Consider the following 25690-nt stretch of genomic DNA (forward strand, 5'->3'; position numbering starts at 1 on the left):
AGTCATCTCTTTTTCAAATGCTTTTAACCATAAAAAAAGCATACTGTGAAAAGTATGCTTTTTTGAATCGGGCTTAATTGATGATGAGCCAGCTTGCTGCAAGCGCCAATAAACCACCAGAACTTCCATCTACCCATTTTTGTTTACGTTCATCAATCTGGGTTTTCTGGCTGATTTTACTGAACAAAATACTTAAGCCACAATACACCACAAAAATCAGACCAATAAAAATAAAGGACAGAATCAAACCTTGACTGACAGTATTGGCCGATTTATCAATAAACTGCGGCAAAATCGCAAAATAAATCAGCATGCCTTTCGGGTTTAATAACGCAGTAAAAAAACCTTTTTGAATCGGATTGGCTGATGTCTTTTTCTCAATGTTCAGCACACTTTTACTGAATACTGACTTGAACAGGCCAAAGGCCAGATACAGCAGATAAGCAATTCCGAGCCAGCGAATCGTTTCAAACAGCACCGGAAAGGACACAATAATCGCAGCAATTCCGAGTGCGACCAGAATCGAATGTACCAGATAACCACAACACACACCGACAGTCGCCATCATGCCTGCTTTTGCATCTTTACCCATTACTTGAGACAGGATAAATAACATATCGGGTCCAGGCGTAAAAATCAGGGGAAGCACGGTCAGTGCAAAGAGTACAAATACAGACATTTCCTTTTCCTTTCAAACTCCAGAAAGTGAAACAAGTATCTGCGATTTTTTACAAAATTGGCTTTCAATTTATTTTATAATAAGTCTTATTTTTCGAATATTATTCTAATTTATGAAAATATCCACCAAGTCTGTGCGAGTAAAACTTGATCGAATTGATAAAAATATCATTCGACATTTACAAGCCAATGGCCGTATTCAAAATAATGATCTGGCGCGGGAAATTGGACTTTCACCTTCCTCCTGTTTGCGGCGGGTCAAATTACTGGAAGATGCGGGTGTGATTCAGAATTACACCACCATTGTCGATCAGCAGAAAATTGGCTTTCAGCTGATTTTGTTTTCACGGATTTGGCTGGTCGGTCAAGATGCTGAAACCATTGACACTTTTATTGAGGCGATGAAAGAACTACCTCAAGTGATGGAGTGCTATATCATTTTGGGGGAAAGTGATGCCATGCTGAAAGTCGTGGTGCCTGATCTGGAAAGTTACCGTAAATTCCAGTCGACCCATCTGACTAAAAAAAATGGTATTACCAGTGTTAAAACCGATTTACCGAGTCAGATTATTAAACAGAGTTTCCAATTGCCTTTAGAGGATTTATAAACGAATGGATTAAGAGTGACGATGGCGTATTTTTAATTCCAGCGCTAAATAATCATAGCCAGCTTAAATCACCCGCTATGTTGCAGATAGATAGATCGCAAGTTTGACGATAAGAAAAATATCAGGTTGCCTTGTTTAAAGACAACCTTTTTCTTGAGTAAAGCCGAGATACTAGGGAGTTTAGGCAGTTGCTTGTGCTAAAAAATCACGATGAATATGGCTTAAATCCACTAATTCATAGTCTGATAATTCAAAAACTGTCCAAATCGCAATTGCATCTTCTTTTAAATCGACCGCTTGGGTGGCACGATTCGACACTTGCCACTGTAAATCAGAAATCCATAAATAGTATTGTCCTGTCATTGCATTAAATGCCTGAACTTTACCATCGGCATTAATCCCTTGAATGATGGCACCTTCAGGTAAAGTCGCTGCAAGACTCGGTAAGCTAATATCCACAAAATGCTTGATTTGTCGCAAACCATAACCGGCAAACATTTCTTTTTGAGCTGCGCTTAACTGTGCATATTTTTGTTCTATATCTGCAATCACTATTGTGTCCATATCAATTCCCATCCGCCAAATGCTGAGACTTTGCTCAGTCATACTTCATTTTAAATATTAATTACTCGTTCTTGTTATACCTGAAATGACGCATTTAACGAATAAGACAATAGTGAAATGCCCCAACAGAACGCCAGTTTTCAGTTCAATTCCATTTTAAGGTTTAAATATGAAAGTTTTATGCCAAAAATATATATTCATGATTTTTAATTTCTACCACTTAGCGCATGATCAATCCTTTTTATGCTGTGCACGCGGATGCGCCTGATCATAAATTTGTGCCAGATGATCAAAATCGACATGGGTATAAATCTGGGTGGTGCTTAAATTACTGTGGCCCAGCATTTCCTGAACCGCACGTAAGTCGCGGCTATTCGACAGCATATGACTGGCAAAGCAGTGACGTAACAAATGCGGATGTAAATCCACATTGACGCCTGCGCGCTGCGCCTGAAACTTGACCCGATTTTCAATTTGGCGTGCACCCAGTGGATTGCCCTTCTGGGTAATAAATACATTCGCCTCTGGCACAAAATCGCCATTCCAGCGTGGATAAAGCTGTAACCAGGCCATAACACTCTCTTTGGCCTTGGAGCCAAAAGGCACGATCCGGGTTTTATTGCCCTTACCGGTAATACGTAGCAACTGCCGGTTGAAGTCGATATCTTTGATTCTGAGGTTTTGTAATTCGGCCAGACGCAACCCACTGGAATACAGCAACTCCAGAATCGCTTTGTCCCGGAGCCACATTTGCTGCTGGATTTCATTTTCAGGCGCAGGCTGATCGATAATCTGATTCACGGTTTCAATATCCACCATGCCCGGCAAAGGACGCGATTGGCGCTTTAACTGAAAATCATCAGCCGGATTAAAAGCGAGATGCTGGGCCTGCTCTGCCCATTTCATAAACTGGCGAATGGACGACAGCATGCGCTGAAGACTGCTGGGACTCAGCTGATGCTGTTCGACTTTTTCAGCCAGAAACTGGCGCAGGTCTGTGGCTTCTACATCATTTAAATTGAGCTGCTCACGCTGGCAAAATTCTAAAAAATCCGAGACATCACGAGCATAGGCCTGTAAGGTATGTTTAGACTGGTTCTGGATTTCACGTTCTTTCAGCCACATATTGAGCAAAAGTTGAGGGGGCACAGTCACTGCCTGCTCCATTTAAAATTGCTCCAGATAATCTTGAATCAGTGCTGCCACCTGACCTGCATGAGTGTGGGCAAAGAAATGATCTGCACCGCGAATTATATGTAGTTTTGCATGTTTAAATATTTTTTCTAAGTATTGTCCTACTTGAATGGTGCTTAGAGGATCATGATCTGCCCAAATCAGCAAAATGGGAATTTCAAGACCGGCGAGCTGATCAGGATTAAATTCAGTGTGATCTTGTACAAACCAGTTCGGTACTGCTTTAAACTGTTCACCATAATCTGTTCGCCAGTCTGCACAGTGAAATCTCTTCAAATTCAAACCGCCTGATGTCGCCAACAATACCAGCCCTTTGACTTTTTGCGGATGCTTAAGCGCCAACCCAACTGCCAATACACCACCCATCGACTGGGCAATCAGAATGGAGTCATCCTGAATCTGCCTATTTACTAGTTCTTGCAAATCATACAGGTTTTGAATGGCTACATTTGGCGCCACCCCATCAAATCCTGGATAGGCAATGACCTGCTGATCTGGATATTCGGTTAATGCTGCCCTTAACGGCTGCCAAAAACCTTGGCTGCCAGATGCACCCGGTAAAAATACAAGCTGATTCATGAAGGCATAATCATGCATATTAAATTTCAGTTTCATCCTAACATAAAAAAAGCACCGTTCTGAGCACGGTGCTTTTTTAAAACTTAATGCCGATTAACCCTGAAAATAACGCAAATCCAGACGCCCTTCATACACGGTCGCCGTTGGTCCGGTCATCCAGACCACATCGCCTTCTTTCCACTCGATCTGCAACTTGCCACCTGCCAGCTCGATTTCAACCTTGGTCGACAGCAGACCACGGCGCATCCCGGAAATGGCTGCGGCACAGGCACCTGTACCACAGGCCAGAGTCTCGCCGACACCACGTTCATATACACGCAAACGCGCATGTTTTTCATCAATGATCTGCATAAAGCCAGCATTGACCCGAGCCGGGAAACGCGCATGCGCTTCAACTTGTGGGCCAATACGTGCCACATCGGCAGCGATCACATCCGGTACAATCGTTACCGCATGCGGATTACCCATATTCACCACATCAATGCTCAGCTTTTCACCGCCAGCAAGCTCAATGTCATACAGGCTTTCCGGTGCATCGGCCAAAAATGGAATGTCCTGCGGCAGGAATTTCGGATAGCCCATATTGACCCGCACCCAGCCATTGGCACCCAATTCCGGTTCAACAATACCAGACTTCGTCTGTACCTTGATTTTGGTTTTGCTGGTCAGCTGACGGTCATGTACAAACTTGGCAAAACAGCGCACGCCATTGCCACATTGTTCTACTTCCGAACCATCGGCATTAAAAATCCGGTATTTAAAATCTGCACTCGGTACGTCTGGTGGTTCAACCACCAGCAGCTGATCAAAACCAATACCAAAATTACGATTGGCCAAGCGCTGAATGGTGACCGGATCCAAATAAGCGCGCTGGCTGATCAGATCAACCACCATAAAGTCATTGCCCAGACCATGCATCTTGGTAAATTCTAATAACATCTCGATTTAGTCCTTAAGGCAATAAACGCTCACGTTCCCAGAGTGATTCAATCGTCTCACGTTCACGAATCAAATGTGCCTGATCTGCATCAACCATCACTTCAGCCGCACGGCCGCGACTGTTGTAGTTTGAGCTCATCACAAAACCGTAGGCACCTGCGCCCAAGACTGCCAGTACATCATTTTCTTTGATTGCCAATTCACGCTCTTTACCGAGGAAATCACCGGTTTCACAGATCGCACCCACCACATCCCATTCTTTAGTTTCAGCATCAGTACGCGGCGTCACTGGCTGAATGTCCATCCATGCTTCATATAAAGCCGGGCGAATCAGGTCGTTCATCGCGGCATCAATAATCGCGAAATTACGGTGATTGGTCGGTTTGAGCAGATCGACTTTGGTCAGCAATACACCCGCATTGGCAGAAATACTACGCCCCGGCTCCATATACACTTTCAGGCCCAATTTTTCTAAAGCTGGACGCAGCGCATTGGCATATTCTTCAACCGATGGCGGGGTTTCATCTTTATACGTCACACCCAAACCACCACCAATATCGATGTGTTTGAGGTGGATACCCATTTCTTTGAGCTGGTCAATCATGACAATGACACGATCCAGCGCATCAACAAAAGGCTGGGTTTCGGTGAGCTGTGAACCGATATGACAGTCAATCCCGACCACATCCAGATTGGCCAGTGACGCCGCATATTGATAGGTTGCAAATACGCTATCAGATGGAATACCGAATTTATTTTCTTTTAGACCGGTTGAAATATAAGGATGGGTTTTGGCATCGACGTCCGGATTCACGCGCAATGAAATCGGCGCTTTAACATTTAATTCAGCCGCAACCTTTTGAATACGATCCAGCTCGGCATGAGATTCCACATTAAAGCAGGCAATGCCCACTTCTAAGGCTTTTTTAATATCTGCTTCAGTTTTACCCAGACCCGAAAATACAATTTTTGCGGCATCACCACCGGCTTTTAGCACACGTGCCAATTCACCACCGGTCACAATATCAAAACCGGCCCCCTGTTTGGCCAATACATTCAATACCGCAAGATTGGAGTTGGACTTTACCGCGAAACAGATTTGATGATCGATAAAGTTAAAAGCACGGTCCATATCTAAAAAATGCTTTTCCAAGGTGGCTTTGGAATAAACATAGAGAGGTGTGCCAAATTGCTCTGCGAGCTGTTGTAATGAACATTGCTCAGCGTGCAATACCCCATTAATGCGGGTGAAACTCATGAAGGTATCCTTTCTTTGAAAGCGTTAAGGTGTAGTCGTTGAATCTGATGCTTCAGGCGCAGCAAACTGTTGTTGCACAGGGGCATCTCGTTTTTCATCGGAGGCTTTGGATTCAGCTTCGGTATTTTTATATAACAAATACTTGGCACGCTTGTCGTAATCTGGATCATTCGGCAAGTGCAACGCACCTGACTGCCCACAAGCTGCAAGAACAAGACTTGTCGCCAAGATACTGATGTAGCAAATGACTTGATGCATCTGACCACCTAATTGAATAGTGTTTCGATGAAGTATAACGCGATGATCACCATGACCAAAGCGCTAAAGCCTAGAGATTATCTTTAGCGATAAAAAAACGCCAGCAGATCGCTGACGTTTTTATTGATAAGGTTTATTTATGTTTCTGTTTATAGAAACCGAAATAGCCAATAACCAGAAGGATAAACCAGATCGGGCTGACCATCAGTGCTTGACGGGTATCGTCTTCCAGCGCCAACACCACGATCATGCTCAGGAAGAATACGATCACAATCCAGCAGGTCACCAGACCGCCCGGCAACTTAAAGGTCGATTTGGCATGCAATTCTGGACGTGTTTTGTAGTACACGATATAGCTCCAGATAATGATGATCCAGACACAGATAAACAGAATCGTGGATAAAGTCGTTGCTAAAGTGAAAGCGCGGACGGTATCTGGAACGAAATACTGTAGTGCTGCACCCAGTAACAAACACACCGCAGAGAAATACAAGGCATTTGCCGGAACTGCACGACGGTTTAAGCGACCAAAGGCAAGTGGTGCCTGCTCTTCACGCGACAGACCGAACAGCATACGGCTGGTCGAGAATACCCCACTGTTCATCGATGACATCACCGAAGACAACACCACCAGGTTCATGATGATCGCAGCTGCGGCAATACCAGCCTGACTAAACAGGTTCACAAAGGGCGAGATATTTGGATCAATCTGATTCCATGGCGTTACCGACATCACAATCAAAAGTGCCAGTACATAGAAAATAATGATACGGATCGGAATCGAGTTCACTGCTTTCGGCAGGTTCTTTTCCGGATCTTTGGTTTCAGCTGCGGTCGTACCCACCAGCTCTACACCCACGAAGGCAAAAATCGCAATCTGGAACCCGGCCAGGAAGCCCATCGCTCCAGTCGGGAAGATACCGCCATGTGACCAGATATGACTAAATGACGCAACTGTGCCGGCATCCGAGGTAAACCCGGTAAAGACCATCCACAGGCCAACGGCAATCAGCACCACAATCGCGATAATCTTGACCAGAGCAAACCAGAATTCCATTTCACCAAACAGTTTGACCGTGACCAGGTTCAAACCCATGATAAACACAATCGCGGCAACGCTGATCATCACTCCTTCTTCAGGACTAAAGGGCAAGCCATTATTGAAGAATTGCAGGTAATAAATAATCGCGGATAGATCTGCGATCCCGATAGTGATCCAGCACAGCCAGTAGGTCCAGCCAACAAAGTATCCGGCCCAAGGCCCGATCAGATCTGTGGCAAAATCAATGAATGATTTATATTGCAAATTCGAGAGTAACAACTCACCGAGTGCACGCATTACCAGAAATACCATAAAACCGATGATCATATAGATCACCAGAATAGAAGGGCCTGCGAGACTGATGGTCTTGCCCGAACCCATAAACAGGCCGGTTCCGATGGCGCCACCAATGGCAATAAGCTGTAGATGCCGATTGGATAAGCTTCGCTGTAACTCACCGTGCTCTGCCGATGAACTGTTATATTTTTCTGACATTATTGATTTCAACTTCGAGTTTTACTCGCGACAAATTAACGTAAAAAAGCCTGAATACAAAAAGAAAAATCACATCATTTGTATTTTCTGCCTAAACTGTAAAGTTCATTTATTTTTCTTATATCTCACTCGCGCCAGCTTAACGCTTATTTTTTCGACGCCCGAGATTCAAGAAACTTCTTGTCAAAGCAGCAAAACCATGTAAAAACTAGAACACAATTCCGCCATTTTAAGTATTCAGGATGAATACCGATGGCACAATAATTGCTTTTTAATCAATATCTCGAATTACATAGACATGGATCAATAAGAAGAATTTTATGCAAAATTTACAAAGTTTAATGGAGACTTTAAGCGGCTGGGTCTGGGGCCCTTATATGCTGGTACTGATTGTCGGCACCGGGATATTCCTCACTTTCCGCTTATTGTTCTGGCAATTCCGTATGTTGCCACTGGCCTTCAAACAGGTCTTTGGCAAGCATCCCGAGCACTCAGGTGATATTTCCCAGTTCGCTTCACTGATGACTGCACTGTCTGCCACGATTGGTACCGGTAATATTGCCGGCGTAGCCACCGCCTGTGTGCTGGGTGGTCCGGGTGCGGTGTTCTGGATGTGGATGACTGCCCTGTTTGGTATGGCGACTAAATACGGCGAAGGTGTCCTTGCAGTCAAATACCGAATTAAAAATGAAAAAGGTGAAATGTCGGGTGGTCCGATGTACTACATCGAACGTGGCCTGAAATGGAAATGGCTGGCGCTGATTTTTGCCTTGTTCGGGACACTGGCCTCTTTTGGGATCGGCAGTTCAGTGCAGTCCAATACTGTTGCACTGGCAGTTGAAAACAGTTTGGGGATCGAAACCTGGATGACCGGTATTATCATTACTGCCTTTTCAGCACTGGTGATTCTGGGCGGGATTAAATCGATTTCCAAGGCATCTTCGGTGATTGTTCCAATCATGGCGGTAGGCTATGTGGCTGGCGGTCTGATCATTATTCTCAACAATTTAGAACTGGTAGCACCTGCACTAAAAATGATCTTCACCTATGCTTTTACCGGTGAAGCTGCAGTAGGTGGTGCGATTGGTGCGGCGATTCGTTATGGTGTAGCACGTGGGGTATTCTCGAATGAAGCCGGCATGGGCTCTGCGCCGATTGCAGCCGCAGCAGCAAAAACCGACCATCCTGCCCGTCAGGGTCTGGTCTCTATGACCGGTACTTTTATTGACACCATTATTGTCTGTTCAATTACTGGTATTGTTCTGGTCATGGGCTACATCATGGCCGGTAATTCATTTGGTGATCAGACCGGTGCAGTACTGACGATTGGCGTGTTCGACAAACTCCTGCCCGGTGTCGGTGGCTGGGTGGTCACCTTCGGAATTATTTTCTTTGCTTATTCCACGATTTTAGGCTGGAGCTACTACGGCGAAAAATGTGCCACTTACTTGCTCGGCGAAAAGTTCGTTCTACCCTATCGTATTATTTATATTGCATCGGTTTTTGTCGGCTGTATCGCGACACTGGATCTGGTCTGGTTATTTGCCGATACCTTTAATGGTCTGATGGCGGTTCCCAACCTGATTGCATTGCTGTTATTGTCTGGCGTGATTGCCAAGGAATCGAAAGACTTCATCGCAAGACGTAAATCTGGTGAACTTTATTAACCGCCTTATTGCTTAAATCCCGAACCAAGAGAATAAAAAGCCACATCAATTGTGGCTTTTTATTATTAATTTTATTCGAAATCCAAATCCAATATTCATGTTCTATGAGCGTAAACCGCCCCATTCTGGTAATTTGCCGTCAGATTCGAGTTCAAGTGCCAGCCCTAAAGATAAAACAAAAAACTGAATGCCTTCAATTTTCATATTGCCCTGATCATCTTCCAAGTACTCGCTCAGTTTTTGATAAGTTTTATGCTGCAGGTCAAAAGGTACATCCAGATATAGACTGCCCGAATACACGTCACTGCGGACTGTGGGCTCAATGCCCAAACACGGTATATAACGGATACCCTGTTGCTCTAACCAGCCGATAAACATTTGCCGAACCGAGTGAGCGTCCTGATCTGGGTATACATACTGTTCAAAATGCACAAACAGCACATCACGGTTTTTTTCACGTGCGATCGCATCAATATGTTTCAGCAATTGTGACAAGATCTGTTCCATTTCAGCATAACAAGACGGGCATTATAGACGGCGTTGATACACAACATCCGAATAAGCACAAATAAAAACGACAAGCCTTGTCGTAAAAACCATGATTTCTCAGGTGAAAGGCTTGGTTTTAGATCACATTCACCGCTATGCTGTCAGTCAATTTCAATCGCTTCATCTTAAAATATGGCTAAAGCAAAAAGTGTCTATCGTTGTGAACAATGTGGTGCAGATCATCCGAAATGGTCGGGACAATGTTCGGAGTGTGGGGAATGGAACAGCCTGACTGAGGTCAGCATTGCACCTGCGGTTACACATCGGGCTCAGCCAAAAATCGCGGGTGGATATGCAGGTCAGGCATCCACAATCACCACCTTAAATCAGGTCTCAGTCTCGCATGAAACACGCTTACCGACCGGTATCAGTGAGTTTGACCGGGTTCTGGGTGGTGGACTGGTGACGGGTTCAGTGGTTCTGATCGGTGGTGATCCCGGCATTGGTAAATCAACCATTTTGCTGCAAACAGCCACGCATATGGCCTCTGCCAAAAATCCGGCCTTATATGTCACCGGCGAAGAATCCCTGTCTCAGGTCGCATTACGTGCCCAGCGTCTGGATCTGCCAACCGATCAGCTCAAGGTCATGGCAGAAACCTGTGTCGAACGCATTTGTGAAGTATTGGCCCAGCAACGTCCTGCCGTCGCAATTCTGGACTCAATTCAAACCCTGTATACCGAGACCTTACAATCGGCTCCAGGTGGAGTCTCGCAGATTCGTGAATCCGCTGCCCTGCTGACCCGCTTTGCCAAAAACAGCGGTACCTCTTTATTTCTGGTCGGCCACGTCACCAAAGAAGGTGCATTGGCAGGCCCACGCGTACTTGAGCATATGGTCGATTGTGTGCTGTATTTTGAAGGTCAGTCCGATTCACGTTACCGGATGATCCGTGCCGTCAAAAACCGTTTTGGCGCGGTGAATGAACTCGGGGTGTTTGGCATGACCGACAAAGGGCTGCGCGAAGTGTCCAATCCATCTGCAATATTTTTAAGCCGTTATGATGAAGCGATTCCGGGCTCGATTGTCATGATCAGTCGTGAAGGCACGCGTCCACTCCTGGTCGAAGTACAGGCTTTGGTCGATGATGCGCATGGTCAGCCACGACGGGTCGCGCTGGGTCTGGATCAGAACCGCCTGAATATGCTCTTGGCCGTCATGCATCGGCATGGTGGTGTGCAAACCTCCGGCCAGGATGTCTATGTCAATATCGTCGGTGGTTTGAAAATCACCGAAACCGGTTCGGATCTGGCGGTACTTCTCGCCTGCGCTTCCAGTATTCGTGGCAAGGCCTTACCACAACAACTGGCTGTTTTTGGGGAAGTCGGGCTGTCTGGTGAAATTCGTCCCGTGCCAAATGGACAGGAACGTCTGAAAGAAGCGATCAAGCATGGTTTTAAATACATTATTGTGCCGCGTGGCAATGCACCGCAAAAAACCATTGCAGGCGTGCAGATTATTGCTGTTGCCCGTTTGCATGAAGCCCTGAGTGAAGCCATGTCTTTAAGTGATGAGCTAAATTAAGCATCAGGCAGTGAATTTGCAGTAAAGCGCAAAAAAATACAGATTTTTGATTGAAATTCCACACAAAGCCTATATAAATAGACTGTACAAATAGGTTTTATTCTCATAGGAAAAATGAATGCAAGTTCGACAGCGCGGTTTGATTACAGGTATCTTGACAGCAGTATTATTGGTTGCGCCTTTTGCTGCTGAAGCAAAACGTGCCGGTGGCGGTAAAAGTCACGGTATGCAACGTTCTGCACAGCCTACCCAATCTTATCAACAACCTCGTCAAGCTGCGCCTGCTCAACAAGCGCCAGCTGCCGGTGCTGCAACCCAGCAAAAATCTGGCCCAGGTGTGGGTGGTATGGTTGCTGCCGGTGTAGCGGGTGCTGCGATTGGTGCCGTAGCTGCCAATGCATTGGCCGATGATCAAAGTGTGGCAGCGTCTGAAGCTCAGGCGGCTCCAGCAGAAGAGGAAAAAGGTGGTATTCCAGGCTGGATCTGGATCCTGCTTGCTGCTGCTGTTGCCTTCTTCATTTTCCGTAAGATGGGCGCAAAAAAAAAAGTAGCTTCTAATCCATTTGCACCAAATAGCGGTGCTGGTAATACAGCACCTTTTGGTCAAGCACCGACTGCACCTCGCGGTGGTGACAATAGCAATATCTTTGGTCAGAATGTTGGTGGTCAAACGCCAAGTACTAATGCACCGTTTGGTTCTGCACCGGTAAATACTGCGCCTTTCGGCACGGCTTATACCCAAAGTGGTAGCCAGTTACCGGATGGTACTGAACCTGCCGCGTTCTTGCGTGTCGCACGTCAGCGTTTTAACCACATTCAGTCTATGAATACGGCAAGCAATATTTCGGAAATTCAGCGTTACCTAACTCCTGATCTTTATCAGTCAATGCGTAATGACATCATGAGCAATCAGGATCAGGATGTTGCCGAGTTTTCAAATCTGAATGCCATGGTGGTAGATTCATCGACTGACAATGGTCAGTATATTGTCAGCGTACGCTTTACCGGTACGGTAAGCGAAGACTTGAACAGCTTGCCACAACCGTTTGCAGAAATCTGGCATTTCACTAAACCAGCAGGTTCAAATCAGGACTGGGTGGTTGCAGGTATTCAGCAAGACTAATTCTGAACAGATAATATTTAGACAGCGGCTTTCGAGCCGCTGTTTTTATTTTTAAAGCTTATATTTTTTAATACCCCCCTTTTAGCCTGTCCAATAGTTCTTTTTATTTTTCATATAAATAGTTTGATGTTTCGTATTTAAAATATAAACAATAATTGTTATCATTCGCATCGAAATAGCTTAACAAGTTTAATAGATAGAATTTTCGATGATGAGTAGTCCGAATATGCATGCAATAGCGACTGAAACAGTTACTGCACCGAGTCCATCGAGCAAAAATAAAGTTAAAGCAAATCTGCTGGTTTATCGTGGGATGATTTTATATCGTTTTCTTCTGGCTGGTGTCGGCGGTTATATGCTTGCCTCGCTGGCTGCCGTCGTGATTGCCCAGATGTTTATGGATGCAGGAAGCAGTGCTGCCATGTCAGCCACCCTGATTGGTTTTAGCCTGAATACCGCAGCCTTTATTTGGGTATTTATGGTCAACAAAACTGTCAAGGCAACGCTCGGAATCGTAATTCCCAGTGTTTTGCTCTATATCGCATATAAATTCCTAGGAAATTAAGATGAGAGTAGATGCAAAACAGGAAGGGCCACGCCAGTCGATGTCATGGTTGCATACCTGGGCCAGTCTGATTTTAGGCTGGCTTTTATATGCGATTTTTTTAACTGGAACTTTAAGTTTTTTCCAGAATGAAATCAGCATCTGGATGAAACCGGAATTTCATCAGTCAGTCCCACAAAAGTCCCAAATCGAACAGACCCGTGTCGCATTGGCTTATCTGCAACAGCATCATCCGGATGCCGGCAGCTGGGCGATTCAGCTGCCTAACTCACGCCAGAATACCACCATACTGAATATTCGCGGTGCCGGTGAAGATCCGCGTGCCCGTCGTGGCGGTACCCGCCTAACCATTGACAGTGCAACCGGTGAAGTGCTGCAAGCCCGTGAAACACGCGGTGGTTCATTCTTATACCGTTTTCATTTTGAACTGTACGGACTGCCCCGAATCTGGGCGCGCTGGATTGTCGGCATTGCAACCTTGCTCATGCTGGTGGCGATTATCAGCGGTGTGATTACCCATAAGAAAATTTTTAAGGATTTCTTTACTTTCCGTCCTGGCAAAGGTCAGCGCTCCTGGCTGGATGCCCATAATGCAACGGCGGTATTTGCCCTGCCGTTCCATATCATGATTACCTTTAGCGGTTTGTTACTGCTGCTGTTTACCCTGATGCCTTGGGGTGTCAACCAGATTTATGAAAATCGAGGCGCATTTCTGCAAGATCAACGTAAGAGCTTGATTCAGGACAATAGCGTTCAGGCTGAATCCGGTGATAGTGACCAGCGTCGACCGCGTAGTGAGCGAGAGAATCGTGGTGAACGTGGTGATATGTCTGCACGGGGTGAAGCTCGCCGTTCGCGTGGCGATGCGTCACCTGCCCGCCCTGCGCCATTGGCAGACTTAGCGCCCATTCTTGCAGCAGCAGAAAAGCAATGGAAAAACAATCCGGTTGCTATAATTAACATCATCCAGCCAAATACCGCCAAAGCTGAAATTGAGCTTCGTGCCTTAAATGGGGTCAGCGTAGCCTATCGCAATGTTTATCCGAGTCTGGCTTTCAATGGCGTGACGGGTGAATTAAAGCCGGATCAAACCACACTGAAAACACCCTCGGTTGCAAACGGTATTTATAACGTATTTACCACACTGCATGAAGCACGTGGCGTGGACTTGGCTCTACGCTGGTTATTGTTCATGTCTGGTGTGGTCGGCACATTCATGATTGCGACTGGTTTGATTCTGTGGTGTGTCAAACGCGCACCACAACAACAAAAGCAAGGCTATAAATCTTTTGGTTATCGTCTTGTGGAAGTGACTAATATCGCGGCAATTATCGGTTTACCGATTGCCTGTGCTGCCTACTTTTATGCCAACCGTTTTATTCCGGCAGACATGGACATGCGTTTGAACTGGGAAATTCGCAGCTTCTTTATCATCTGGTTGCTGACTTTAGTTTATGCCATGATTCGTAGCAATCGTCAGGCCTGGCTAGAGCTGCTCCTGCTTGCAACAGCAGCATTTGCCCTACTCCCAATTGTGAACTTCCTGACCGGCGGTCAGGCAATCTGGAACAGCATCATGCATGGTCAGTGGATGATTGCTTCTTTTGATCTGGCGATGTGGGCGCTCGCGATCCTGTTCTGGTTTGCATTCAAGAAAGTGAAAAACCATAAAGGCTTGCCGCCAAAAAAAACCAAAGCTACATTAAAGGAGAATCAGGCATGATGTTCTTCTTATTGATTTGGGCTTTGACTTCTCTCGGTTTATTTGCACTTGCCGCATCGATGTCCAAACATCAGAAACAGATCTTTGCTAAAGAGCTAGATGCTTCCAAAACCAGAATGGCCAGCATTCTTGGCTGGGTGATATTAACGATTGCGCTCATCCTGTGCCTGTTCGCAGGTACAATCAGTAACATGATCAGTTATTGGCTGGGCAGTTTAACTTTTGCAGCATTGGTCGTTGGTTTAAGCCTGAGCTATCTGGAAAGTAAAATTAAAGTAATCGCCTCAATCTGTGTGGTAATCGCCGTGATTTCAGCAATCATTTGCTTGGTCTAAAATTCTAATTTACCCCCTCATACTTGAAAAGCTGATCTTCGGATTGGCTTTTTTAATTTAAACCTTTAGTCTACGCATAATATTTTTGAGATGTTGATATGACCCAGCGTGTTTCTCCCTCTGCTGCCCTGACCAATCTTGCCTTAGCAGGCAATGCTGAAGCGCAATTTGAATTGGCTGAACTGTATATGCAAAGCGAGCATGATGATGACATCATTCTGGCTGAAGAATGGGCATTGAAAGCTGCCAACGGCGGACTGGTTGATGCGATGTACTGGTTAGGTGAAGGTTATACCGTTTATGCCAAAGAACTGGCTGAAGAAGATCCAGAAGAATCCAAAGCTCACTTTGAGTTAGCCTATTACTGGTTAAGCAAGGCCAATATCGAGAAGCACCCTGCTGCGACTTTAGAGTTGGCCGGTTTCTACCGTCGTGGTGATGTAATTGAAAAAGACGTGGAAAAATCGATTGCTTTGGTCAAACAAGCCGCGGAACTTGGCGAAGTTCAAGCGATGCGTGATCTTGCATTCATTTATGCCAATGGTTTAGGCGTAGATGGCGATGAGGAACTAGCTGAGTTCTGGACCCAAAAAGCGGATGCTGCTGAGCAAGAAGCTAAATAAAACGAAAAGCCCGTCAAATGATGGGCTTTTTTATAAACAAATAATCTAGCTCAATTAGATAACCACCTATATATTAGTAATTAATATAAATAAGATTTTGATAACAATATGGCTTACCAAGCAACCGTATTAAACGTAATGATCGCATCACCAAGCGATGTCGCGGAAGAAAGACAACTTGTTCGTGATGCTATCTATGAATGGAATGCAATTCATTCTAAGCAATTTGATGTAATGCTAAATCCTATCGGATGGGAAACTCATGTAGCACCCGAAATGGGGAATCGGCCTCAAGAAATCATTAATAAAAGAATTTTGAATGATGCTGACATTCTGATTGGAATATTTTGGACTCGATTAGGTACAGACACTGGGGAATATGCCAGTGGTACTGTAGAAGAAATTTCCAGACATATCGACTCTCAAAAACTGACTTCAATTTATATCTGTGATAAACCTATTTCCCCAAGTCAGATTACTGAACAATATCAAAAACTACAAATTCAAATCAGGGAGTGGATGCCCAGTGGCGTACTAGAATTTTATAATGATTTATCTATTTTTAAACAAAAAATTAGAGATCATTTATCTATCCAAATTCAAAATAATGAATACATTCAATCTATATTAACAGATGTTCTTCCTTCCTCAGACCAAAACGTTGCCAATCCGGAAACTACAATTGAGCCGACAGAAGAAATGGTTCAAATATTATTAGGTGCTGGTGAAGCAGAAAGTGAAATACAATTTATTCAAGGAATAGACCATACAAACATATTTGCGGGGAATTTAAATCTTAATTTAGATAGTCCTAGAAAAATAGCTACATGGAAAAGCACACTCCAAAAATTACAAGATCTAGGATTAATTAGAGATGAAGGTTATAAAGGACAACTATTTAATCTCACCGAAAATGGTTGGAAAGCTTTTGACCAATTGAAAGCTCAGCTCAAGGAAAATTAATAATATTTCATTGTTAAACTTGGAACAAATTTAGATTCCAAGTACAATAGCCCGCTAGTCGAGGGATGCTGCGACGTTTTACAGGCTGATTTTAAAAAATAGCAATGTAAAATCGCTAGGCTCGACCATCGGTCAGACATTCGTTCTGATCAACAACGGCATCCGCGAACAGAACGATCCAATCTATTTTTTCCTAGGAGATCCTGATGAACGCGGTTACTGCTTCATTTACAGATTACAAAGTTGCTGATATTTCACTTGCTGATTACGGCCGTAAAGAAATCAAACTTGCTGAAGCTGAAATGCCAGCCCTCATGGGTCTACGTAAACGCTACTCGGCAGCAAAACCACTTGCAGGCGCGAAAATTCTCGGCTGTATCCACATGACCATTCAAACAGCTGTTTTAATTGAAACACTGGTTGAATTGGGCGCAGAAGTTCGCTGGACTTCATGTAACATCTTCTCGACTCAAGACCACGCTGCTGCTGCAATCGCAGCTGCGGGCATTCCTGTGTTTGCCTGGAAAGGCGAAACTGAAGAAGAATACATGTGGTGTCTTGAACAACAAATCAATGTAAATGGCACGCCTTGGGATGCCAACATGATTCTTGACGATGGCGGTGACTTAACGCTACTTGTTCACGAAAAATACCCAGAAGTGATTGCAAAAATTCACGGTGTAACTGAAGAAACAACGACAGGTGTTCAACGTCTGTACGAAATGCTTCGTGATGGCACTTTAAAAGTTCCTGCAATCAACGTAAACGATTCAGTAACCAAGTCTAAAAACGACAACAAATACGGTTGCCGTCACTCACTAAATGATGCAATCAAACGTGGTACAGATATGCTTTTATCTGGCCGTCGTGCGCTTGTGATCGGTTACGGTGACGTAGGTAAAGGTTCTGCTCAATCCCTCCGTCAAGAAGGCATGATTGTACGCGTAACTGAAGTTGACCCAATCTGTGCAATGCAAGCATGTATGGACGGTTACGAAGTTGTATCTCCATACAAAAATGGTGTGCAAACTGGCAAGAAAGAAGACATCAATGTTGACCTTCTTCAGAATACTGACCTGATCGTGACTACAACGGGTAACTACCACGTTTGTGATTCAGCAATGCTTGATTCATTAAAAGCGGGTGCTGTTGTATGTAACATCGGTCACTTTGATACTGAAATTGATACAGCTTACCTACGTGGCTACAAGTGGGTTGAAGTTAAACCTCAAGTACACCAGGTGTATCGTTCAGAAAATGAAAATGATTACCTGATCCTTCTTTCTGAAGGCCGTTTGGTGAACCTGGGTAATGCGACTGGTCACCCATCACGTATTATGGATGGTTCATTTGCCAACCAGGTATTGGGTCAAATGCACTTGTTCGCTGAGAAATTTGCTGATCTTCCAGAATCTGAAAAAGCTGCACAAATTCGTGTAGAACTTCTTCCTAAGAAATTAGATGAAGAAGTTGCTGCTGCGATGGTTGCTGGTTTCGGTGGTGTCTTGACTCAATTGACTCAAGAACAAGCGGATTACTTGGGTGTTCAAGTTGAAGGCCCATTCAAGTCGGATGCTTATAAATACTAATTTTTGTTTTTACCTCTCCCTAGCCCTCACTTGCGCTGAGCTTTAAAGCAATGCTTAAAGCACGCTCAGGAGAGGGAAACTTCTATTGTGAAATAGTTAGAAGGTAAGTCTTAAAGACTTTAACTATCGTAATGGAAGTCCCTTCTCCCTCTGGGAGAAGGCTAGGATTAGGGAATTCAAAAAATTAAAGTACTTATAAAAAGGATTTGAACATGTCTAAACAGATTCCAATTTCATTTGAATTCTTCCCGACCAAAACTGATGTAGGTGCGGAAAAACTCAAAGTTGTGCATCAAGAGTTACAACTGCTAAACCCAGAATTTTTTTCTGTGACCTATGGTGCTGGTGGTTCGACCCGTGAACGTACCTTGTCTACCATCAATGACTTCAATGGCAAAGGTGCACCTGTTGCCCCTCACCTGTCATGTATTGGCGATGACAAAGCGCGTATTGCTGAATTGCTGGATTTGTATAAATCACAAGGCATTGATCGTATTGTTGCGCTGCGTGGTGACTTGCCTTCAGGTCAAGTCGGTTTAGGTGAATTACCTTATGCAGCTGACCTGGTTCGCTTTATCCGTGAGTATTCAGGCGATCATTTCAAGATTGAAGTCGCAGCTTATCCGGAAATGCATCCTCAGGCAGAAAGCTTTGATCAAGACATCCAGCACTTTGTTGAAAAAGTACAAGCTGGTGCCAATGCAGCATTAACCCAGTTCTTTTTCAATCCAGATGCTTATTTCTACTTTGTAGATCGCATCCAGAAAGCCGGAATTGATATTCCTGTGGCGCCGGGCATTATGCCAATCACCAATGCCAGCAACCTGATCCGCTTTGCGGACGGTACCGGTGCCGAGATTCCACGCTGGATTCGCAAGCAACTGGCAACCTATGGTGATGATACTGCCAGCATCAAAGCCTTTGGCCACGAAGTTGTGGTTAAATTCTGTGAGCGTCTGCTTGCAGGTGGCGCACCAAGCTTGCACTTCTACACCATGAACACCACTGATCCTACACGCCAACTTGTAAAAGACTTAGGTCTAGCATAAGTTTTTAGGCTGCATTGATCTCACCCATTTTCTCCCCTTGGGAAAAACACAAAGAGGGTGTAAATAGCAATGCAGTCTTGTTTTGTTCCATCTGAGAGTAATCCCTCCATGCCACGTTTTTTTATTGAAGCAGACTTAAATGTTGATACTACGGTTGAGTTAACGGAAACCGTTTTTCATCATTGGGTAAAGGTATTACGCGCTCAAGCGGGCGAAGCCGCGACCCTGTTCAATGGACAGGGTGGCGAATATGAAGTGACCTTAACTGAGGTTGCTAAAAAATCAGCCACAGTATCGGTCAATGCATTTAATCCCGCCAATCGCACACCCAAGTTCCAGGCCTTGCTCGGTCAGGTGATGAGCAAAGGCGACCGCATGGATTATGCGATTCAAAAAGCTGTGGAATTGGGCGTTTCAGAAATTCAATTGCTGACTTCAGATCGTTGTGAAATGCGCTTGAAGTATGATCGTGACCAAAAAAAACTGGATCACTGGCAAGGGATCGCGATTGCAGCATGTGAACAGTGTGGACTGAATATTGTGCCTAAAATTTTAGCACCAATATCACTTGAAAAATGGTTGGAAACCGAGCTACCCAAGACCAAACTGGTTTTGGCCCCCAATAAAGATGAAACAGATGTACTGGCAGATGCGACCCTGGATATTGCCCTGCTGATTGGCCCTGAAGGCGGTCTCAGTGAGGCAGAAATTACAGCGGCAAATGCAAAAGGTTTTCTAAACTGGTGTATTGGTGAACGCGTACTACGTACCGAAACAGCCCCTGTCGTGGCCCTTTCAATTTTGAACTATAATCTCTAGTTCATCAGGCCAGTAAAAATTTGTCTTTAATTTTGTTGATTTTTATTCCTAAGACCTCTAATCTCGACGAAAGAATAATAACTATTGATGAGTTAATTTTACACATTTCCTGGAGTTTTTTTATAAGAACAATACATAGGGAAAAACGTTTAGGATGAATACAGGCATTGAATCACATGGTTGATAAGCAAGACGACTATATCCAGCAGCATTTGCATCATGCTCAGATTGCGAACACACTTCGCCATAGTCGCTATTTTTTAATCAGTATAATGGTGATTTGCCTTTATATTTTTTGTATTTATCACCTTCAATATCGTCCTTCCAATACCTATTTTAATACCTGGTTTATTCTGACCGAGCTACTGGTCAGTATGTGCTGGTTGGTGAGCACACTTTATTTTAAGCCTGAACAATATGATTTGAAAGGCGCACATCGCTGGTTACAGATTCAGAGTCTTGCCGTCGGGAGCTGTATTGCTGTCGGTATTTATACAATTTATTACTATTTGCCGCAGGCCAATCCTGCATTCGAAGATATTGAAGCACTGACCTTGTCTGCTCTGCTCCTGATTGTGACTCAGGCATTTGGCTTGACTTATCTGACCCAAAAACTCAGTTATTTCTGCCTGGTATTTTTACCCTCTTTATTCCCTTTTTTATTGTCGCAAATTTATCATGTCAGCCTTTCCAATCCCTTCTTCGGTCTGGCCTTAAATTTTGCGGTGATTGTCATTCTGCTGTGTGCCAATAGTAGTTATCGTATTCATCGCCGGACATCGCGCTTGTATGCAGAAAACAGTCTGCTGGTTAAAAATGCCGAACAGCAAGTGGCCTGGACTGATGAGCTGTGCCAGCAACTGCAAACTGAAGTCAATAAATCCAAAGATATTGAATTACAATTACAGCTCAACAATCAATTACTGGAACAAAAAGTACGGGAACGTACCTATGATATTGAACAGATTAATCATCATTTGAAAAATCAGCAACAGAACCTGGATCTTGCCCATGAGATTGCCGGCATTCGCCCATGGGACTGGAATATCAAAGACCGTCTCATTACATTAACCAATCATAAAGATGAAAAAATTCTGCGTGATTCCAAAGATCATCATCTGCAATTAGAGCATCTGATTCACCCTGATGATCTGGACTATTTTAAGCGCAACATGAAACAGCATTTACGTGGCCAGATTGAGCGTTATGATGCCACTTACCGGATTCTGCTCAGTGATGGCAGCTGGAACTGGGTGCATGATATTGGCCGCGTGATTAGCCGTGATCCTAAAAATAACAAACCTTTGCGAATGGTGGGTATTCGTCGTGATATTCAGCAGGAACGTATTTCTCAAGAACGTTTAAAACTGGTTGCCAGTGTACTGGAACAGGCCGCGGAAGGGATTTTTATTCTCAATCCTGAACTGTATTATATTGATGTCAATCCTCACTATGAATACCTGAGTGGCTTTGAGCGTGAGCAGATCATCGGTAAGTCTTTATTCGATCTTGTTGCACAAAATAAAGCTGAACAGCGCAGCAACCATGCCAGTATTATCAAACAGCTTCAAAAGATTGGCTCCTATGATGGCGAGGTATACGCCAAATTCATGTCGGGCAAACAATCCGCCTTATGGTTACACATCAATGCCGTCACCGATGATGAAGGCCGGATTACCCATTATGTCGGGATTGTCTCGGATCTGACCGAACGCAAATTACAGGAACAGCGCCTGTCTTATCTGGAAAATTATGACCCACTGACCGATTTACCGAATCGTTTCTATTATAACTATCAGCTGCATCAATATCTGGTCTCGCAAAAAGATTCCATTCAGCAGATGGCCGTGATTCGCCTGAATATCGATCGCTTCCGTCCATTAAATGAATATCTATCCAATAATGGCGGGGATGAACTTTTACGTCAGGTCGCGCAGCGCCTGCGCATGAACAATGCAGAAGCCTTGTTTGTGGCGCATCTGAATGGTGATGATTTTGCGATTATCTATGAAATTTCACATATTCGCCCTTCAGTACAGCGACACTGTGAACGCATCGCTCAGGCATTTACCACTCCATTTAATATTTACGGTCAGGATTATGTGATCATGCTTTCCATGGGCGTGGCATTTTATCCAGATCATGGTCGTCAACTCGATTATTTAAACAACTGTGCCGAACAGGCCCTGAACGAAGCTAAAAATCTGGGGGGCAATACCATTCACTTTTATTCTAATCAAAGTGATGGCCTACAAGAAACGGGGATTTTTCTGGAACGGGATTTGCGTAAAGCCCTCCAGAATAATGAGCTGATTGTTTATTATCAGCCAAAAATTAATTTCAGTGATCAGCGCATTTATGGCTTTGAAGCCTTGATTCGCTGGAATCATCCCGAAAAAGGCATTATTCCACCCGGCTTGTTTATCCCTTTAGCCGAACAGACCAGCCTGATTTCAGATATTGGCCGTCTGGTCATCCAGCAGACAGCCAAACAGATTCGCCAATGGAACAATCTGGGCTTTAATCATATTTGTGTATCAGTCAACGTCGTGGCGCAGCAATTGCGCCGCGGTCAGTTACTCGATGATCTGGATCAGGCCATTGCCGATAACCAGATTTCAGGTGCCAGTCTGGAACTGGAAATTACCGAATCGTCTTTAATTGAAAATTCGGAAGCAGTCAAAAACCTGCTGAATGAAATCAAACAGCGACAGATCCATATTGCTCTGGATGATTTTGGCACGGGTTATTCATCCCTTTCCTATCTTGCTGATTTCCCGATTGATACCCTAAAAATTGACCGCAGTTTTGTGTCCAAGATTGGTGAAAACAAACAGGAAGCCATTGTCAGTGCCATGGTGGCGATGGGTAAAGCCATGGGCATGACCGTGGTCGCGGAAGGCATCGAGACTGAAGAGCAGTTAGCATATCTACATGATTTAGACTGTGATATCGCTCAAGGATATTTATTCTCCAAACCGCTGCCAGAAGAGGACGCCACTGCGTATTTGACACAAAATATGACCAATGATTCTTATACTTATCAAGTCTAAGTTTATACCCTCCCCCAATAAGATTGTTGGAAAAACGGCCGTCTTTGGCTGTGCGAACTGGCGAACAAATGGTATATTCGGGGACATAAATAAATTTTTTACCCGCTGACCGGGTAATCTTTACAACGATCGAGAGACTGATGGACGAACAATCTTTAAAGCAACAGGCCCTTTACTATCACGAGTTTCCTACCCCGGGGAAAATCAGCGTTACACCAAGCAAACAATTGGTCAACCAACGTGACTTAGCCCTTGCTTACTCGCCTGGCGTAGCTGCACCATGTCTTGAGATTGAACGCGATCCTTCAACTGCTGCATTGTATACCGCACGCGGTAATCTGGTCGCTGTAGTGACCAACGGTACTGCGGTGCTGGGCTTGGGTAATATTGGTCCTCTGGCTTCTAAACCAGTCATGGAAGGCAAAGGCGTATTATTTAAAAAATTCGCCGGTGTTGATGTATTCGATATCGAAATCGCTGAAAATGATCCAGATAAAATTGTAGACATTATCGCATCCTTAGAGCCGACTTTTGGCGGGATTAACCTTGAAGATATCAAGGCGCCAGAATGCTTCTACATCGAGCAAAAACTGCGTGAACGCATGAATATTCCGGTATTCCATGATGATCAGCACGGTACTTCAATTATTGTTGGTTCTGCGTTACTGAATGCCCTGCAAATTAATGGCAAAAAAATTGACGAAATCAAGATTGTGGCATCAGGTGCGGGTGCTGCAGCGCTATCTTGCTTAAATCTGCTGTGTGCTTTGGGCGCTAAAAAAGAAAACATCATCGTTGCCGATTCACGTGGTCTGCTGACCACGCATCGTGAAGGTCTGGATGAATCTAAAAAAGCGTATGTACAGGACATTGAAGCCACTCAGCTTGGTGATGTGATCGCGGGTGCAGACATGTTCCTTGGTCTTTCTGCTGCCGGCATCCTGACCAAAGAAATGGTTAAGGTGATGGCCAAAGATCCGATCATTTTCGCACTGGCGAATCCGGATCCAGAAATTCTGCCTGAACATGCACACGAAGTTCGTAATGATGTGATCATGGCCACTGGCCGTTCTGACTATCCAAACCAGGTCAATAACGCACTTTGCTTCCCATACATCTTCCGTGGGGCATTAGACGTTGGTGCAACCACGATTAACGAAGAAATGAAAATTGCCTGTGTACATGCAATTGCGCGTATGGCACACGTCGAAGCGGATGCTGCAACTTATGGTGAGAAATCGGCATCATTTGGCCGTGAATACCTGATTCCGGGTCCACTAGATCAACGCCTGATTCTTGAAATCGCGCCTGCAGTGGCACAAGCAGCCATGGATTCGGGTGTAGCAACACGTCCAATTAAAGATTTCTCGCATTATCGTCAACGTTTGTCTGAGTTTGTCTATAACTCGGCATTCGTGATGAAACCGATCTTTGAACAGGCAAAATCGAATCCTAAGCGTATTGCCTATGCGGAAGGTGAAGACCTGCGTGTACTTCGCGCCGTTCAAATTGCAGTCGATGATGGTTTGGCGATCCCTATTCTGGTCGGTCGTCCAGCCGTGATTGAAGCCAATATCAAAAAATTGGGTCTACGTCTTGAAGATGGCGTGAATATCACGATTGTTGATCAAGAAAAGAATCCGGATTATGAGTTGTTTGCAGACGATTATTACCAGATCATGCAGCGTAAAGGCGTAACGCCTGAATATGCACAGCGTGAAGCGCGTCGTCGCTCTACCTTAATTGCATCGATGCTGGTCAAACATGGCATGGCAGATGGCATGCTCTGTGGTACTTATTCAAGCTACGACATTCATCTGGACTTCGTCAGCAACATCATTGGCAAAAAAGAAGGTCATAACACTTTCTTTACCCTAAATGCCTTGATGCTTGAAGATCGCAACCTGTTCATTGCCGACACCTATGTCAACACCAATCCAACGGCTGAACAGCTGGCGGAAATGACCATTCTGGCTGCTGAAGAAGTGCGCCGTTTTGGTATGACCCCACGTATTGCCCTGCTTTCTCACTCAAGTTTCGGTTCAGACCAGCATGATGCCAGCGCGCAAAAAATGCGTAAGGTATATGACATCCTGTCTGAAATCGCGCCTGAGCTAGAAGTTGAAGGTGAAATGCACGGTGATGCTGCACTGGATGAAAATATTCGCCAGTTTGCCTTCCCGAACTCACGTTTTAAAGGTTCTGCAAACTTACTGATCATGCCGAATCTGGATGCTGCCAACATTTCGTTTAACTTGTTGAAAGCAACTTCAGGCAACAACGTGACGATTGGCCCAATTCTGTTGGGTGCTGCGAAGCCGGTACATATCTTGACTCCGACTGCGACTACGCGTCGCGTGGTGAACATGACTGCACTTACCGTTGCAGAAATCCAGCAAGCGGAACAAGATGCACTTTAAGCCAATGACAAGATAACGACGCATCAGCCTCGTTTCTTAACTTGAGAAAACCTCTATTCTGTAGCATGATGCT

The 25690-nt window shown here is 44.6% G+C and carries 23 protein-coding genes; 14 read left to right on the top strand and 9 right to left on the bottom strand.

Annotated features, from left to right (window positions below):
* Positions 1-73 precede the first annotated feature (73 nt).
* Positions 74-679 carry a LysE family translocator gene (locus KT990_RS05120; protein WP_004280497.1) on the bottom strand — a complete coding sequence of 202 codons (606 nt, stop codon included), beginning with the start codon at positions 677-679 and terminating at the stop codon, positions 74-76.
* A gap of 112 nt (positions 680-791) precedes the next feature.
* On the opposite strand from KT990_RS05120, the gene KT990_RS05125 reads away from it, so the two are divergent.
* Positions 792-1286 carry an Lrp/AsnC family transcriptional regulator gene (locus tag KT990_RS05125; protein WP_004645712.1) on the top strand — a complete coding sequence of 165 codons (495 nt, stop codon included), beginning with the start codon at positions 792-794 and terminating at the stop codon, positions 1284-1286.
* 180 nt (positions 1287-1466) lie between these two features.
* Here KT990_RS05125 and KT990_RS05130 read toward each other — a convergent pair whose 3' ends face one another.
* From KT990_RS05130 to KT990_RS05160, 7 genes are all read right to left on the bottom strand, one after another.
* Positions 1467-1850 carry a hypothetical protein gene (locus KT990_RS05130; protein ID WP_005265835.1) on the bottom strand — a complete coding sequence of 128 codons (384 nt, stop codon included), beginning with the start codon at positions 1848-1850 and terminating at the stop codon, positions 1467-1469.
* Between the two features lie 231 nt (positions 1851-2081).
* Positions 2082-3017 carry a site-specific tyrosine recombinase/integron integrase gene (gene xerA, locus KT990_RS05135; protein WP_218209262.1) on the bottom strand — a complete coding sequence of 312 codons (936 nt, stop codon included), beginning with the start codon at positions 3015-3017 and terminating at the stop codon, positions 2082-2084.
* Entirely contained in the window at positions 3018-3659 is a 642-nt protein-coding gene (locus KT990_RS05140) for an alpha/beta fold hydrolase (RefSeq protein ID WP_218209263.1), read from the bottom strand. It abuts the gene before it with no gap.
* A gap of 57 nt (positions 3660-3716) precedes the next feature.
* Positions 3717-4562: a diaminopimelate epimerase gene (gene dapF, locus KT990_RS05145; protein ID WP_218209264.1), complete on the bottom strand. Its 846-nt coding sequence runs from the start codon at positions 4560-4562 to the stop codon at positions 3717-3719.
* Positions 4563-4575: 13 nt separating this feature from the next.
* A complete protein-coding gene (gene lysA / locus KT990_RS05150; RefSeq protein ID WP_159138227.1) occupies positions 4576-5820 on the bottom strand; it encodes a diaminopimelate decarboxylase in 1245 nt (414 codons plus the stop codon).
* A 24-nt stretch (positions 5821-5844) separates the two neighbouring features.
* Complete coding sequence (gene lptM, locus KT990_RS05155; protein ID WP_005169961.1) at positions 5845-6078, bottom strand: LPS translocon maturation chaperone LptM; 234 nt, start codon at positions 6076-6078, stop codon at positions 5845-5847.
* Positions 6079-6211: 133 nt separating this feature from the next.
* On the bottom strand, positions 6212-7615 hold the full coding sequence (locus KT990_RS05160; RefSeq protein ID WP_005097664.1) for an amino acid permease: 1404 nt from the start codon (positions 7613-7615) through the stop codon (positions 6212-6214).
* Between the two features lie 320 nt (positions 7616-7935).
* On the opposite strand from KT990_RS05160, the gene KT990_RS05165 reads away from it, so the two are divergent.
* A complete protein-coding gene (locus KT990_RS05165) occupies positions 7936-9282 on the top strand; it encodes an alanine/glycine:cation symporter family protein (protein ID WP_005169960.1) in 1347 nt (448 codons plus the stop codon).
* A gap of 102 nt (positions 9283-9384) precedes the next feature.
* Here the strand turns inward: KT990_RS05165 and KT990_RS05170 are convergent, their stop codons facing one another.
* Complete coding sequence (locus tag KT990_RS05170; protein WP_005169959.1) at positions 9385-9789, bottom strand: hypothetical protein; 405 nt, start codon at positions 9787-9789, stop codon at positions 9385-9387.
* Positions 9790-9963: 174 nt separating this feature from the next.
* Between KT990_RS05170 and radA the strand changes: the two genes are divergently transcribed.
* The 12 genes from radA to KT990_RS05230 all read left to right on the top strand — a co-directional run bounded on the left by radA (position 9964) and on the right by KT990_RS05230 (position 25617).
* The gene (gene radA, locus KT990_RS05175; RefSeq protein WP_159138228.1) at positions 9964-11355 is read left to right on the top strand and encodes a DNA repair protein RadA; all 1392 of its coding nucleotides are present in this window, start codon (positions 9964-9966) and stop codon (positions 11353-11355) included.
* 118 nt (positions 11356-11473) lie between these two features.
* Positions 11474-12478, top strand: a complete 1005-nt coding sequence (locus KT990_RS05180) for a Tim44 domain-containing protein (RefSeq protein ID WP_005169956.1) — start codon at positions 11474-11476, stop codon at positions 12476-12478.
* A gap of 208 nt (positions 12479-12686) precedes the next feature.
* Positions 12687-13043, top strand: a complete 357-nt coding sequence (locus KT990_RS05185; RefSeq protein ID WP_074383383.1) for a hypothetical protein — start codon at positions 12687-12689, stop codon at positions 13041-13043.
* A 1-nt stretch (position 13044) separates the two neighbouring features.
* Entirely contained in the window at positions 13045-14766 is a 1722-nt protein-coding gene (locus tag KT990_RS05190) for a PepSY-associated TM helix domain-containing protein (protein ID WP_218209265.1), read from the top strand.
* Entirely contained in the window at positions 14763-15101 is a 339-nt protein-coding gene (locus tag KT990_RS05195) for a DUF3325 domain-containing protein (RefSeq protein ID WP_100329080.1), read from the top strand. Before KT990_RS05190 ends, KT990_RS05195 begins: the two co-directional genes overlap by 4 nt.
* Before the next feature lie 98 nt (positions 15102-15199).
* The gene (locus KT990_RS05200; protein WP_218209266.1) at positions 15200-15724 is read left to right on the top strand and encodes a tetratricopeptide repeat protein; all 525 of its coding nucleotides are present in this window, start codon (positions 15200-15202) and stop codon (positions 15722-15724) included.
* A gap of 108 nt (positions 15725-15832) precedes the next feature.
* Positions 15833-16687 carry a DUF4062 domain-containing protein gene (locus KT990_RS05205; protein WP_228730817.1) on the top strand — a complete coding sequence of 285 codons (855 nt, stop codon included), beginning with the start codon at positions 15833-15835 and terminating at the stop codon, positions 16685-16687.
* Between the two features lie 206 nt (positions 16688-16893).
* The gene (gene ahcY / locus KT990_RS05210) at positions 16894-18276 is read left to right on the top strand and encodes an adenosylhomocysteinase (RefSeq protein ID WP_218209267.1); all 1383 of its coding nucleotides are present in this window, start codon (positions 16894-16896) and stop codon (positions 18274-18276) included.
* A gap of 212 nt (positions 18277-18488) precedes the next feature.
* Positions 18489-19325: a methylenetetrahydrofolate reductase [NAD(P)H] gene (gene metF, locus KT990_RS05215; protein WP_100329083.1), complete on the top strand. Its 837-nt coding sequence runs from the start codon at positions 18489-18491 to the stop codon at positions 19323-19325.
* Positions 19326-19433: 108 nt separating this feature from the next.
* Positions 19434-20144: a 16S rRNA (uracil(1498)-N(3))-methyltransferase gene (locus tag KT990_RS05220; RefSeq protein ID WP_034608453.1), complete on the top strand. Its 711-nt coding sequence runs from the start codon at positions 19434-19436 to the stop codon at positions 20142-20144.
* 176 nt (positions 20145-20320) lie between these two features.
* Positions 20321-23197 carry a putative bifunctional diguanylate cyclase/phosphodiesterase gene (locus tag KT990_RS05225; protein WP_218209268.1) on the top strand — a complete coding sequence of 959 codons (2877 nt, stop codon included), beginning with the start codon at positions 20321-20323 and terminating at the stop codon, positions 23195-23197.
* A gap of 140 nt (positions 23198-23337) precedes the next feature.
* Complete coding sequence (locus KT990_RS05230) at positions 23338-25617, top strand: NADP-dependent malic enzyme (RefSeq protein WP_005169926.1); 2280 nt, start codon at positions 23338-23340, stop codon at positions 25615-25617.
* The last annotated feature ends 73 nt before the right edge of the window (positions 25618-25690 follow it).

Source organism: Acinetobacter sp. F9 (assembly GCF_019195275.1).
GTDB lineage: Bacteria > Pseudomonadota > Gammaproteobacteria > Pseudomonadales > Moraxellaceae > Acinetobacter > Acinetobacter pseudolwoffii.

Coding starts and splice junctions, on each gene's coding strand:
- KT990_RS05120 (WP_004280497.1), bottom strand. CDS start 679: ATGTCTGTATTTGTACTCTTTGCACTGACCGTGCTTCCCCTGATTTTT.
- KT990_RS05125 (WP_004645712.1), top strand. CDS start 792: ATGAAAATATCCACCAAGTCTGTGCGAGTAAAACTTGATCGAATTGAT.
- KT990_RS05130 (WP_005265835.1), bottom strand. CDS start 1,850: ATGGACACAATAGTGATTGCAGATATAGAACAAAAATATGCACAGTTA.
- xerA (WP_218209262.1), bottom strand. CDS start 3,017: ATGGAGCAGGCAGTGACTGTGCCCCCTCAACTTTTGCTCAATATGTGG.
- KT990_RS05140 (WP_218209263.1), bottom strand. CDS start 3,659: ATGAAACTGAAATTTAATATGCATGATTATGCCTTCATGAATCAGCTT.
- dapF (WP_218209264.1), bottom strand. CDS start 4,562: ATGTTATTAGAATTTACCAAGATGCATGGTCTGGGCAATGACTTTATG.
- lysA (WP_159138227.1), bottom strand. CDS start 5,820: ATGAGTTTCACCCGCATTAATGGGGTATTGCACGCTGAGCAATGTTCA.
- lptM (WP_005169961.1), bottom strand. CDS start 6,078: ATGCATCAAGTCATTTGCTACATCAGTATCTTGGCGACAAGTCTTGTT.
- KT990_RS05160 (WP_005097664.1), bottom strand. CDS start 7,615: ATGTCAGAAAAATATAACAGTTCATCGGCAGAGCACGGTGAGTTACAG.
- KT990_RS05165 (WP_005169960.1), top strand. CDS start 7,936: ATGCAAAATTTACAAAGTTTAATGGAGACTTTAAGCGGCTGGGTCTGG.
- KT990_RS05170 (WP_005169959.1), bottom strand. CDS start 9,789: ATGGAACAGATCTTGTCACAATTGCTGAAACATATTGATGCGATCGCA.
- radA (WP_159138228.1), top strand. CDS start 9,964: ATGGCTAAAGCAAAAAGTGTCTATCGTTGTGAACAATGTGGTGCAGAT.
- KT990_RS05180 (WP_005169956.1), top strand. CDS start 11,474: ATGCAAGTTCGACAGCGCGGTTTGATTACAGGTATCTTGACAGCAGTA.
- KT990_RS05185 (WP_074383383.1), top strand. CDS start 12,687: ATGATGAGTAGTCCGAATATGCATGCAATAGCGACTGAAACAGTTACT.
- KT990_RS05190 (WP_218209265.1), top strand. CDS start 13,045: ATGAGAGTAGATGCAAAACAGGAAGGGCCACGCCAGTCGATGTCATGG.
- KT990_RS05195 (WP_100329080.1), top strand. CDS start 14,763: ATGATGTTCTTCTTATTGATTTGGGCTTTGACTTCTCTCGGTTTATTT.
- KT990_RS05200 (WP_218209266.1), top strand. CDS start 15,200: ATGACCCAGCGTGTTTCTCCCTCTGCTGCCCTGACCAATCTTGCCTTA.
- KT990_RS05205 (WP_228730817.1), top strand. CDS start 15,833: ATGGCTTACCAAGCAACCGTATTAAACGTAATGATCGCATCACCAAGC.
- ahcY (WP_218209267.1), top strand. CDS start 16,894: ATGAACGCGGTTACTGCTTCATTTACAGATTACAAAGTTGCTGATATT.
- metF (WP_100329083.1), top strand. CDS start 18,489: ATGTCTAAACAGATTCCAATTTCATTTGAATTCTTCCCGACCAAAACT.
- KT990_RS05220 (WP_034608453.1), top strand. CDS start 19,434: ATGCCACGTTTTTTTATTGAAGCAGACTTAAATGTTGATACTACGGTT.
- KT990_RS05225 (WP_218209268.1), top strand. CDS start 20,321: ATGGTTGATAAGCAAGACGACTATATCCAGCAGCATTTGCATCATGCT.
- KT990_RS05230 (WP_005169926.1), top strand. CDS start 23,338: ATGGACGAACAATCTTTAAAGCAACAGGCCCTTTACTATCACGAGTTT.